Origin of the sequence: Clavibacter sp. VKM Ac-2873 (assembly GCF_015351075.1) — a bacterium.
Classification (GTDB): domain Bacteria; phylum Actinomycetota; class Actinomycetes; order Actinomycetales; family Microbacteriaceae; genus Clavibacter.
Window position 1 is genome coordinate 208,273 of record NZ_JADKRS010000004.1, and the last position, 11,604, is coordinate 219,876.

The window sequence follows — 11,604 nt, forward strand, 5'->3', positions numbered from 1 at the left end:
CCGGCCGGTCGACCTGCCCGCAACCAGCATCGGGAGCCCGTCGTGCGCCGTCACCTCCGCATCGTCCTCATCGTCACCGCGCTCGCGCTCGGTCCTGCCGCATCCGCGTCGGCGGCGTCGCCCGCACCGGCGATGGCCGACGGCATCGGCATCCGCCTCCTCGACATCCCCGTCGCCACGCAGGACGACCCGCGGGCGCGCTCCTACGTCGTCGACCGCGTGCAGCCCGGCGCGACGATCACCCGCCGCGTGCAGGTGCAGAACGGCACATCCGCGCCGCAGTCGGTGAAGGTCTACGCGGGCGGCGCCCGGATCGACGGCGGCTCGTTCGTGGGCCTCGACGGCGCGACGCCGGACGAGCTGACCTCGTGGATCGCCGTCGCGCAGCCCACCCTGCAGCTCGCGCCCGGCGCGACGGCCGACGTGCCCGTGACGATCGCCGTCCCGGACGATGCCGCGGAGGGCGAGCGCTACGCCGCCGTCTGGGCGGAGGTCGCCGTGCCCGCCGAGGCCGGTGCCACCATCGCGGCCGCGAGCCGCGTGGGCGTCCGGGTCTACCTCTCGGTCGGGCCGGGGAACGGCCCGCCCGCCGACTTCGCCATCGGGTCCGTCGTCGCGGGACGGGACGACGCCGGTGCCCCGCGCCTCGTCGCCTCCGTGACCAACACGGGTGGGCGCGCCGTCGACGTGTCCGGCACCCTGGCCCTGTCCGGCGGTCCCGGTGGTCTCTCGGCCGGGCCGTCGCCCGTCGACGCCGTGACGACCATCGCTCCCGGGGGTACGGGGGAGGTGGCGTTCACGCTCGCCGCGGGGATACCGGCCGGGCCGTGGACCGCGCAGCTCGCGCTCACGAGCGGCCTGGTCGCCCACGCGACGACGGCGGACGTGACGTTCCCCGACGTCGGCAGCACGACCGCCGTGCAGCAGGCGCGGGGGCCGGATCTCGCGCTCGTCCTCGGGGTGGCTGCCGCCGTGATCGCGCTCCTCGTGGCGCTCGTGGTCGTGCTCCTGCTGCGCCGCCGCCGGGCCGCACGCGCCGCTGCCACGATCGCCGTCACCGCCGCGGAGTAGGCCGACGGGCGACGCGTCCCGCAGGGCGCGCCGCCCATCGGCCTCCTCCGCGAGCCGGCTCGATCAGCGGTGGGCGTGCTCCCGCAGGCGGTCGAACACCTCGGCGTGCGTGACCCGCAGCGCATCCCACGACGCCGTCATGTCGACGCGCTCGGGATCCGCGACCACCTCGGCGAAGCCGTGCTGCGCGCGCGGCACCGCGTCGCCCGGGAGCACGAGCGACTGGATGAAGGCGCCCGTGTCCTCCGAGAAGGTGAGCGTGTGGCTCGCGACGTTGCGGTGCCAGTCGTCCGACGGCCACGACAGGAACGCGACGTGGCGGGGCGCGACGCCCGTCCCGGATGCGGAGACGTAGCTGCCGTAGTGCTCCTCGCCGGGCGAGAGGATCTTGTACGAGCCGTTGTCGAGGTACACGAGCAGCGCCTCGTCGAACGGCTTCTCGCCGAACATGGCGGTGTAGTGCAGCGCGTGCACGAGGACGGGCGCGCCGAGCGGCACGGGCAGCGCGGCGGCCGGGGTGGCGGTCGGCGCGGCGACGGACGCGGGGGCGGCGGGCCGCAGGAACTCCTCGTCGGTGACGTGCGGGCCCCAGGTGGTCGCGTCGACGGGGTCGTCGCCGTCCTCCAGCACCGCGACGTGCTCCATCGGCGCGTGGGCCGTGGCGCCGTGCCAGTGCTCCTCGCCGGCCGCGATGTACACGGATCCGCCGGGTCCGACCTCGACCACCTCGCCGCCGCGCGTGCCCACCCGGGCGATGCCCGAGGTCACGTGCAGCGTCTGGCCGAGGACGTGGGAGTGCCACACGGTGCGGGCGCCGGCGGCGAACGCGACGGACGCGACGACCGCGCGCTGCTCGGGCGTCTGCGGGGTGGAGAGCCAGCGGAGGCGGGCCTCGCCCGTGACCTGGTCGGCGGGCATCGTGGTGGCGGGGGTCTCGGCTTCGACGCGCATGCGGAGTCCTCTCTGTCGGGCATGCGGGATGCCCGGGTCGTGGAACGGGGAGCCCCGGCGCGGTGGTCGCGTCGGGGCACGGGCATCCTCCCGCGGGTGCGGCGGGGGACGCGGCCGGGCGTCCCCAGGGCGGGCGCGCGGCGGGCGCGCGCGGCGGGAGCCGGGCCGGGGCGCGCCGGGTCAGCCGAGCGCCTCCGGGGCGCGGAAGAAGTCGCGCTCGTACGCGGACGACAGGAGCGACGCCTCGAGCATGGCCGGGCGCCGGAGCGGTCCCGCGATGACCGCCGCCTCGTCCACCAGCTCGCACGCGCGCCGGGTGGCGGCCGCGAACTCCGGATCCGCGTACGTCGCCAGCCACGCCGCGTACGGGTGGGCGTCGCCCGCGGCCGCCGCCGCGGATCCCGCCGCCCGGAGCCGCGTGCCCACGTCCGCGTAGATCGTGAAGCACGGCAGCAGCGCCGCCACGAGCACCGCGTAGTCGCTGCCGGCCGCGTGCGCGAGCAGGTGGTCGACGTAGGCGCGCGTGACGGGGCCGGCGACCATCTCCGCGGGATGCCGGGACAGCCACTCCTCGTGCAGCGCCGACTCGGCGGCGATCGCGTCGGCCGCGGAGCGCGCCCACTCCACCTGCGCGTCCGGCGTCGGCGCGAGCTGGCTCGCCCGCGCGAGGACGCGGGAGTACGCGCGCAGGTAGATGGCGTCCTGCGCGAGGTAGTGCGAGAACCACGCCTCGGGGAGCGTGCCGTCGCCGAGCCGGCGGACGAAGGGGAGGTCGTCGATCTCGGCGCGGAGGTCGGCGGATCCCGCCCACATCTCGGCGGAGATCGGACCCGCGTGGGTGCCGGCCGCGTCCCACAGCGCGCGCAGGTGGTCGAGCGGGCCCGCGCCGGCACCCACCTCCAGGTCCTCGGCGTGCGCGAGGGATCCGGTGAGCCAGGTCTTCGCCTCCGCGAGCGCTGCGAGCCAGTCGCCGCGGCGCGGGCGCAGGGTCGCGAGCGCGCTGGAGAGGGAGCAGCCGGTGCCGTGCGTGCTGGTCGTCGCGATGCGCGGGCCGTCGACGACGTGCACCCTCGGATCCGCGTCGCCCGCGCCGGGGACGACGAGCGCGTCCGGGCAGTCGTCGACGCGGAGGTGCCCGCCCTTGACGATCACCCGGACACCGTGGCGCGCCGCGAGCGTCCGGCCCTGCGCGAGCGCCGCCTCCCAGCCGTCGGCCTCGCGCTCGCCGAGGAGCGCGGCGAGCTCCGGCAGGTTCGGGGTGACCACGTCCGCGAGCGGCAGCAGGCGGCGGAGCGCGTCGGTCGCGTCGGCGTCGAGGAGTGCGTCGCCGGACTGGGCGACCATCACCGGATCCAGCACCACGACCGGCGGCCGCGTGGCGCGCAGCCAGTCGGCGACCTCGTCGACGACCGCGGCGGATCCGAGCATGCCGATCTTCACGGCGTCGATCACGACGTCGTCGGACACCGCGTCGAGCTGCGCGCGCAGGAACGCGACGGGCGGCACGTGGATCTCCCGCACGCCCGTCGTGTTCTGCGCCACGAGCGCCGTGACCACGGCCATGCCGTAGCCGCCGTTCGCCGCGATGGACTTGAGGTCGGCCGGGATGCCCGCGCCGCCCGTGGGATCCGTGCCTGCGATGCTGAGGACGCGGGGGACGCGCGCGGGGTCGGCTGCCGCGGGTGGCGTGACCGGCTCGGGGGTCGTCGCCCCGTTCGGATCCGCGCCGGCCGCGTCGGGAGCCGTCGCGGGGTCCGCCTCCGAGCGCGCCCGCGCCCACGCCTCCGCCAGCTCGCGCGCCGCGGCCTCCGGATCCTCGGCCGCGCAGATCGCCGACACGACGGCCGTGCCCGCGCCGCCCGCTGCCGCGATGGCCTCCACGTCGCCCACGTCCACGCCGCCGATCGCGACGCAGGGGACGGGGGAGAGGCCGGCGATGATCCCGAAACCGTCGTGCCCGAGCGGCGCGGGGTGGTCGGGCTTGGTGGTCGTGGGGCGGATCACGCCGACGCCGAGGTAGTCGACCGTGCCCGCCGGGAGCGCGCGCACCGCCCGGACGTGCTCGGGCGCGTTCGCGGTGAGGCCCACGACGAGGCGGCGGTCCGGGCTGGCCGCGTCGAGCATCCGCCGCGCGAGGTCGGCCGGCACGTCCGACTGGCCCACGTGGACCCCGTCCACGCGCACGCCGCGGGCGACGGCCGCGAGGACGACGTCGACGCGGTCGTCGACCAGCAGCAGCGGACGAGGGGCGCCGGGGTGCGCGGAGGCGTGCGCGTCGACGGCCGCGGCCGCCGCGGTCACCGTCGCCAGCAGCTCGGCCGCGCTCGCGCGCTTGTCGCGGATCTGCACGGCCGTCGCCCCGCCCGCGACCGCCGCGGCGACGACCGCGGGGACGCCGCGCTCGCCGCACAGGGCGGGATCGGTGACGAGGTAGACGGAGAGGTCGAGCCCGTTCACGAGAGGCGCTCGCGCTGGGCGACCAGCTCGGGCGTGACGGCGTCGAGCGCGTCGAGCAGCGCGACCGCGAAGGATCCGGGCCCGCGCGCGCCCTCGGCGGCGACCTCCGCGGCGATCGTGTACACGCTCGTCGCGGCGACGGCGGCCCGCAGCGGATCCGGATCCAGCGACGCGAACGCCGCCATCACGGCGCCGAGCGCGCAGCCGCCGCCCGTGACCTTCGTCAGCAGCGGATCGCCCGTGTGCACGCGCACGACCCGCGTCCCGTCCGTGATGTGGTCGACCGGTCCGGACACGGCGACGACCGTGCCGAAGGTGCGCGCGAGCAGCGTCGCGGCGTCGAGCGCCGCCTCCACCTCGTCGGTCGCGTCGACCCCGCGGCCGCCCGCCCCGCCGGTCGCGAGCGCGATGACCTCCGACGCGTTGCCGCGGACGATGGTCGGCGACAGCGCCACGAGCTCGTGCGCGAGCCGGGTCCGCACCGGCAGGGCGCCGACTGCGACGGGATCCAGCACCCACGGCGTGCCCGCCGCGCGCGCCGCGTGGGCCGCCTCGACCGCGGCCTCCCGCTGCTCCGCATGCGGCGTGCCGAGGTTGACGAGCACCCCGGAGGCGATCCGGGCGAACGGCCCCGCCTCGGTCGGCACGTCCGTCATCGCGGGCGCGGCGCCCAGCGCGAGGAGGACGTTCGCCGTGAAGCCGGTGACGACGGCGTTCGTGATGCACTGCACGAGCGGCACGCGCTCCCGCAGCAGGAGGAGGAGATCCGCCGAGGCGGTCCCCGTCCCCGTGGTCTCGTGGGCCGATGGGCGCGCAGCGCTCATGATGACATCCCTCCGCCGGTGCGAACCGGATCAGGTGCGACGGGTCTGATCTCAGCCCTCGTGGGCACCCCGTGTCAGGGATCCACCCTAGGGGCAGACGCGTCGCACCCGCCCGGTCGATCGGCGGTGGGAGGTCGCCGGGCGCGCTACGCCAGCCCCGCCACGTCGAGCACCCACGCGTAGTCCGAGGCGCGCTCGCGCCACGCGTCGTAGCGGCCCGACTTGCCGCCGTGGCCGGCCTGCATCTCGGTGCGCAGCAGCACGGGCGCGCCGACCTCGCGGAGGCGGGCCGTCCACTTGGCCGGCTCGACGTAGAGCACGCGCGTGTCGTTGAGGCTCGTGACCGCGAGGATCCGCGGGTACTCCACGCCCTCGCGCACGTTCTCGTACGGCGTGTACGACTTCATGTACGCGTACACCTCGGGGTCGTGCAGCGGGTCGCCCCACTCGTCCCACTCGATCACGGTGAGCGGCAGCGACGGGTCGAGGATGCTCGTGAGGGCGTCCACGAAGGGCACGCCCGCGAGGATCCCGGTGAACCGGTCCGGCGCGATGTTCGCCACCGCGCCCATCAGCAGGCCGCCGGCGCTGCGGCCCTCGGCCACCAGCTTCTCCGGGCTCGTCCACCCGCGCGCGATGAGGTGGTCGGCTGCGGCGACGAAGTCCGTGAAGGTGTTCTTCTTCGTGAGCGTCTTGCCCTCGTCGTACCAGAGCCGGCCCATCTCCCCGCCGCCGCGCACGTGCGCGATGACGAAGGCCATGCCCCGGTCGAGCAGCGACAGCCGGGCGATGGAGAACGACGGGTCGATGCTCGCCTCGTACGAGCCGTAGCCGTAGAGCAGGAGCGGCGCCGGCGTCCCCGGGTGCACGAGGCCGCGCTTGTAGACGACGGACAGCGGGATCTCGGTGCCGTCCTCCGCCGTCGCCCACTCGCGGGCCTGCACGTAGTCGTCCGCGTCGAAGCCGCCGCGCACGGGCTGCTGCTTGAGGAGGCGGAGCTCGCGGGTCGCGAGCACGTAGTCGTAGGTGGTGGCCGGGGTCGCGAGGCTCGTGTAGCCGAGGCGGATCGTGGGCTGCGCGAACTCGGGGTTGCCCGCGGTGCCGACCGTGTAGATCGGCTCGTCGAACGCGATCTCGTGCAGCTGCTCGCCGTCGAGGACGCGGTCGAAGGGGATCACGCCGACGCGCGTGAGGCCCTCGCGGCGGTAGGAGACGACGACGTGGTCGGCGAACGCGCTGGCGTCCTCGAGGCGCACGTCGTCGTCGTGGGGGATGACGACCTGGCGATCGGTCGTGGAGGTCGGGTCGTCGGCCGGCACGTCGATCAGCTCGAAGTTCGTGGCGCCGTCGTTGTGCAGGATGAGGAGCCGGTCGGATCCGTCGATGACCGCGTGGTCGACGTCGTACTCGACGCCGTGGCGGCGCGGCCACACCGGGCGGAACGCGCCCGTCGGGTCGCCCGCGTCGAGCAGCAGCACCTCGGTCGTGATCTTCGAGCCGACCTGGATGACGAGGTACTGGCGGCTGCGCGTCATGCCGAAGCCCACGAAGTAGCTCTCGTCGGGCTCGGTGAAGACCTTCACGTCCTGCGAGGCGGGGGTGCCGACGCGGTGGCGCCACACGGTGTCGGGGCGCCAGGCGTCGTCGACGGTGACGTAGAAGAGGTGGTCGCCATGCGCCGAGAAGGTGGCGCCGTGGCTGGTGCCCGGGATCTCGTCGGCGAGGTCCGCGCCCGTGGCCAGGTCGCGGATCTTGAGCGTGAACCGCTCGTCGCCCTCGGTGTCGGTCGAGTACGCGAGGAGGGAACCGTCGGGGCTGACCTCGAACGCGCCGAGCGAGAAGAACTCGTGGCCATCGGCCTCGGCGTTGGAGTCGAGCAGCACCTGCTCGCCGGGGATCGCTCCGCCGTCGGTCGCGGGCTCGATGGCGGGCGGCGTCCAGTCGTCGGGACCGGCGACGGGACGGCGGCAGCGGATCGCGTACTGCGACCCCTCGACCGTGCGGGCGTAGTACCACCAGTCGCCCTCGCGGACGGGGACGGAGAGGTCGGTCTCCTGCGTGCGGTCCTTGATCTCCGTGAAGATCGCCTCGCGCAGGGGCTCGAGGTGCGCCGTCGCGCCTTCCGCGTACGCGTTCTCGGCCTCGAGGTGGGCGATGACGCGGGCGTCGTCCTTGTCGCGCAGCCACTCGTACCGGTCCACGAACGTGTCGCCGTGGAACGTGCGCTCGATCGGTCGCTGCTCCGCGACGGGAGGGACGGAGGGGGAGTCGGATGCGGGGGAGGAGACGGCCGGGACGGCGGGGTCGGTCATCCCGCCAGCCTACCGACGGGGCATGCGCACCTTCGATGCGGTCCGAAGGTGCGCATGCCCCGCCCCTGCGCGCGGCTGCCGTCCGAGGCTGACCCGCGTGTCAGTTCTCCGGTCGACGCCGACGCCGACGCCGACGTCTTCGAACTGCGACCACCACGGCACCCACGACGATGAGCGCGCCACCGAGCACACCCCACCAACTGCCTGCCCCATCAGTCGCTCCGTAGGGGATCGACAGGAAGATCAATCCGATGCCCACGAGGGCGAGGAGGATCTGACCCGACATCTGCCTCTGCCTTTCAGTGCCTGAATCTCGACGTCGCGTTCCAGAAATCACTGCACACCCCCTCGAGCGCCTCTCCTCCGTTGAACGCTGCCCCGAGGACAGCGAGCCAGTTCCCCGTCATCACACCACCGGCACCGGCGAATCCGGTTCCCGCGAGTCTCAGGTAGCAGCGCCGCTGAAGGGCCTGCTCGTGCAATGTCAGGTGCGGGCCGTAGGTGGTGTGCACCGGGCGGCCGTGATCCATGTAGCAACCTACGGACGACGAGCAGTAGGTGGTCGGCTGCTCTCCCCACTGGTCGAGGACCTCGGCCTGTGCGGGGGCCGCAAGTCCGAGCGTGAGCAGGCCGACCGCACTGATGCTCAGGATGACGCGTCTTGCACGCATGACTACCTCTACTCGGCGATCACGGATCGCCGTTCACTGCAGCCTCGTTGCTGCGGGTGAAAGATAAAAGGCATTTCGGTGTTGGCGTCGGAGAAGTGCACAGCCCCGGCACGGCAGGCGCTCTGCGTCCTTGGAGATCAGGAGGTGATCGGCCCCGCCTCGCGCGGCCCGGTCGCACCCGGCGTGGTCGCCGCGCCGAGCGTGCTCGAGCGGGTGGCCAGGCGCGCGACGGCCTGCAGCGGGATCGACAGCCAGCCGGGCCGGTTGCGGACCTCGTAGATCGCCTCGTACACCGCCTTGTCGATCTCGAACGCGTCGAGCAGGGCGCGGTTCGCGCGGAGGTCGGTGCCCGAGCGGGCGATGTAGCCGTCGACGAACGCGCGCCGGGCGGCGGAGGCCCACGTGGCCGCCGACTTCCCGGGGTGCGCGAGCGCGTACGAGCCGGCGACGTAGTCGAACGAGCGGAGCATGCCGGCGACGTCGCGGAGCGTGACGTCGGGCAGCGAGCGCTCGTGCATCGGCCGCAGCGGCTCGCCCTCGAAGTCGAGGAGGACCCAGCCGCGGTTCGGCACCGAGAGCACCTGGCCCAGGTGGTAGTCGCCGTGGATGCGCTGCAGCTTCGGCCACTCGCCCTTCTCGGCGGCGTCGTACACGCTCGCGATGGCGTCGTGGAACGCGGCGATCTCGGGGACCTCGCGCTCCGCCGTCGCGTGGCGGCGGCGGAAGCTGACCATGATCCCCTCGATGACGTCGGGCGTGGCCTCGACGGTGGGGAGGGCGGCGGCGAGCGTCGCGTGCACGTCGGCGGTCGCCTCGCCGAGCGCGCGGGCCTCGGCCTGGAAGTCGGCGTCGGCCTCGGCCGCGCGGAGCGCCACGCGCCAGGCGTCGGTGACGCCCGGCAGGAACTCCTGCGCGAAGGCGACGTGCCCGACGGCGCGTCCCTCCTCGCGGCCGGAGTCGCTCCACTCGGCGAGCACGCTGCCCATGGTCTGCGGCACGAGGCGGGATCCGGCGCCGGCGATGGCCGACTGGAGCACCACGTCGGGGTTCTCGCCGTGGTGCAGGGCGCGGAACACCTTCACGATCATCGGGTTCACGGCGTGGCCGTCAGCCGAGACCATGTCGTAGATGATCGACGTGTTCGACTGCTCGCCCGAGAGCACGTGGGATCCGACGACCGTCGCGATGTCCACGCCCGGCTGGCGCTGCCCGCGCGCGGTGGCGCCGAGCGACGTCTCGTCGACGTCCGCGTCGCGGTCGTCGAGGATGGTGCGGATGAGCGCCCACGCGTACGCGGGGTCGTGCGGGCCGTCGTAGACGTGCAGCTCGACGCCGTCGTCCTCGACGGTGGTGCCGATGTGGAAGGGCCTCAGCTCCTCGAGCGGCGCCTGACGGTACGTGAGCGGCACCTGGTACAGCACGGGCTTCGCGCTGCCGTGGTCGATGATCAGGTGCGTCTCGATGCGGGCGAACCAGCCCTCGTCGCTGAAGCTCCAGCCGCCGATGCGCTCGAGGCGCGGCTCGGTGCCCTTGGAAGCGAACCAGCGCTGCTCGCGCATCCACGCGGCGAGGAAGTCGGGGATGACGCTGAGGTCGTGGTGCTGCATGTCTCAGGCCACCTTCGCGGTCACGTCGGCGAGCGACGGGTTGGTGGCGGAGGTGCCATCGGGGAACAGCACCGTCGGCACGGTCTGGTTGCCGCCGTTGATGGCCTCCACGAGCTCCGCGGTGCCGGGCACCTGCTCGATGTCCACCTCGTCGTAGCCGATGCCGGCCCTGTCGAGCTGCGACTTCAGCCGGCGGCAGTAGCCGCACCAGGTGGTGGAGAACATCGTGATCCGCCCGGGGGCAGGTACGTAGGAGGAGGTCTCGGGCGCCATGGTGCTCACCCTACGCGCCGTTCTGGACGCCGACCCGGGATCCGCGGCGCGCGAGCGGGTGCTCGGCGCGTCGCGGATCCCCGGGTGCGGTCCCGGTCAGCGGCGGATGCGGATCAGCCGAGGATCGAGCGCGCGAACCACGCGTTGCGGAACTTGTGCGTCGGATCGAGGCGCTCGGCGAGGGCCAGGAAGTCGCCCGATCGCGGGTACAGCGGGGCGATGTCCGCCGCCTGGGCGGTGAAGACCTTGCCCCAGTGCGGACGCGCGCCGAACGGCCGGATCGCGGCCTCGAGCTCGGCGAGCACCGCCTCGACGGCCGCCTGGTCGCGCTTCCACGTGAAGTGCAGGCCGATGGTCGTCTGCCCGAACTGGGGGCTCAGCCACAGGCGGTCCTCGGCCACGGCGCGCAGCTCGCAGACGAGGAGGATCGGGCGGATCCGGTCGCCCATCTCGCGCAGCGCCCGCACGGCCTCGACGGCCCGGTCGAGCGGCACGTGGAACTCCGACTGGATCTCCTCGCCGTCGCTCGGCGTGAAGCCCATCTTGAAGTGCGAGAGGCGGTCGGACCAGAGGCCGACGACGCCGAGCTGCGAGGTGCTGTTCACCGGATCGATGCCGAGGATCGGGTGGCGTTCCTCGGTGGCGGCCGGCGCCCCGAAGTAGTCGGCCACGATCACCTCGTCCTCGGGCTGGCCGTCGACGTCGAGCGGCACGCGGCTCTTCAGCCACACCTGGTCGGTGGCCTCGCCGAAGCGCGTGAAGACGCTGACGCTGTACGCGCCGCCGAAGACGTCCTCGAGGTTCGCGTCGAACGCGTCCCAGGAGAGGCCCTCGAAGACGCGCTGGCGCACGAGGTAGGCGGGCTCGACGTCGAGCGTCACGCGCGTGACGACGCCGAGCGCGCCGAGGCCCACCACGACGCCGTCGAAGTCGTCGTCCCCGCGGCGGTACGTGACGGTCTCGCCGTCGGCCGTGATCAGCTCGAGCGCCGCGACGGCCGTGCCGAGGTTGCCGTTGCCGATCCCGGATCCGTGGGTCGCCGTCGCGATGGCGCCGCCGACCGAGATGTGCGGCAGCGACGCGAGGTTGTGGATCGCGAGGCCCTCCTCGCCGAGGAGCTCGGCGAGCTTCCCGTAGGCGAGGCCCGCGGAGAAGGTGGCGGTGCTGGCGTCGCGGTCGATCACGAGGTCGGCCGGCAGCTCGGCGAGCGAGACCAGCACGTCGGAGTCGGCGATGTCGTTGAACGAGTGGCGGGATCCGAGGACGCGGATGCGCGTCGCGTCGCGGACGATGCCCCGCAGCTCCTCGACGCTCGTCGGCGTGCGGACCCCGCTCGCCCGGTACGCGTAGTTGCCGGCCCAGTTGGTGCCCGCGGTGCCCTGCTCGATGGTGTCGGTCATGCGTCCTCCTCGCGCCCGCCATCGGACGCCGTCGTCTC

General features: G+C 74.0%; 9 protein-coding genes and 1 riboswitch. Of the genes, 1 reads left to right on the forward strand and 8 read right to left on the reverse strand.

The window, feature by feature from the left end:
- Positions 1-42: 42 nt before the first annotated feature.
- The gene (locus ITJ44_RS12730) at positions 43-1,071 is read left to right on the forward strand and encodes a hypothetical protein (protein WP_194635922.1); all 1,029 of its coding nucleotides are present in this window, start codon (positions 43-45) and stop codon (positions 1,069-1,071) included.
- 63 nt (positions 1,072-1,134) lie between these two features.
- On the opposite strand, the gene ITJ44_RS12735 is transcribed toward ITJ44_RS12730, so the two are convergent.
- The 8 genes from ITJ44_RS12735 to ITJ44_RS12770 all read right to left on the reverse strand — a co-directional run bounded on the left by ITJ44_RS12735 (position 1,135) and on the right by ITJ44_RS12770 (position 11,566).
- The gene (locus ITJ44_RS12735) at positions 1,135-2,022 is read right to left on the reverse strand and encodes a cupin domain-containing protein (protein WP_194635923.1); all 888 of its coding nucleotides are present in this window, start codon (positions 2,020-2,022) and stop codon (positions 1,135-1,137) included.
- 180 nt (positions 2,023-2,202) lie between these two features.
- A complete protein-coding gene (gene thiD / locus ITJ44_RS12740; RefSeq protein ID WP_194635924.1) occupies positions 2,203-4,479 on the reverse strand; it encodes a bifunctional hydroxymethylpyrimidine kinase/phosphomethylpyrimidine kinase in 2,277 nt (758 codons plus the stop codon).
- Positions 4,476-5,303 (reverse strand): hydroxyethylthiazole kinase, encoded by an 828-nt coding sequence (thiM, locus tag ITJ44_RS12745; RefSeq protein WP_194635925.1) that lies wholly within the window; start codon positions 5,301-5,303, stop codon positions 4,476-4,478. The genes thiD and thiM overlap by 4 nt, the downstream gene beginning before the upstream one ends.
- A riboswitch (TPP riboswitch) is annotated at positions 5,294-5,385 on the reverse strand. It overlaps the preceding gene by 10 nt.
- A gap of 64 nt (positions 5,386-5,449) precedes the next feature.
- On the reverse strand, positions 5,450-7,615 hold the full coding sequence (locus ITJ44_RS12750) for a S9 family peptidase (RefSeq protein ID WP_194635926.1): 2,166 nt from the start codon (positions 7,613-7,615) through the stop codon (positions 5,450-5,452).
- A 299-nt stretch (positions 7,616-7,914) separates the two neighbouring features.
- Positions 7,915-8,286 carry a hypothetical protein gene (locus ITJ44_RS12755; protein WP_194635927.1) on the reverse strand — a complete coding sequence of 124 codons (372 nt, stop codon included), beginning with the start codon at positions 8,284-8,286 and terminating at the stop codon, positions 7,915-7,917.
- 137 nt (positions 8,287-8,423) lie between these two features.
- Entirely contained in the window at positions 8,424-9,893 is a 1,470-nt protein-coding gene (locus ITJ44_RS12760; protein WP_194635928.1) for a phosphotransferase, read from the reverse strand.
- 3 nt (positions 9,894-9,896) lie between these two features.
- Positions 9,897-10,166: a mycoredoxin gene (locus ITJ44_RS12765; protein ID WP_194635929.1), complete on the reverse strand. Its 270-nt coding sequence runs from the start codon at positions 10,164-10,166 to the stop codon at positions 9,897-9,899.
- 113 nt (positions 10,167-10,279) lie between these two features.
- Complete coding sequence (locus tag ITJ44_RS12770; RefSeq protein ID WP_194635930.1) at positions 10,280-11,566, reverse strand: D-arabinono-1,4-lactone oxidase; 1,287 nt, start codon at positions 11,564-11,566, stop codon at positions 10,280-10,282.
- Between the last annotated feature and the right edge of the window lie 38 nt (positions 11,567-11,604).

What these genes read in the sequence shown, in the direction of transcription:
- ITJ44_RS12735 (WP_194635923.1), bottom strand. Translation starts at nt 2,022, where the DNA reads ATGCGCGTCGAAGCCGAGACCCCCGCCACCACGATGCCCGCCGACCAG.
- thiM (WP_194635925.1), bottom strand. Translation starts at nt 5,303, where the DNA reads ATGAGCGCTGCGCGCCCATCGGCCCACGAGACCACGGGGACGGGGACC.
- ITJ44_RS12750 (WP_194635926.1), bottom strand. Translation starts at nt 7,615, where the DNA reads ATGACCGACCCCGCCGTCCCGGCCGTCTCCTCCCCCGCATCCGACTCC.
- ITJ44_RS12755 (WP_194635927.1), bottom strand. Translation starts at nt 8,286, where the DNA reads ATGCGTGCAAGACGCGTCATCCTGAGCATCAGTGCGGTCGGCCTGCTC.
- ITJ44_RS12760 (WP_194635928.1), bottom strand. Translation starts at nt 9,893, where the DNA reads ATGCAGCACCACGACCTCAGCGTCATCCCCGACTTCCTCGCCGCGTGG.
- ITJ44_RS12765 (WP_194635929.1), bottom strand. Translation starts at nt 10,166, where the DNA reads ATGGCGCCCGAGACCTCCTCCTACGTACCTGCCCCCGGGCGGATCACG.
- ITJ44_RS12770 (WP_194635930.1), bottom strand. Translation starts at nt 11,566, where the DNA reads ATGACCGACACCATCGAGCAGGGCACCGCGGGCACCAACTGGGCCGGC.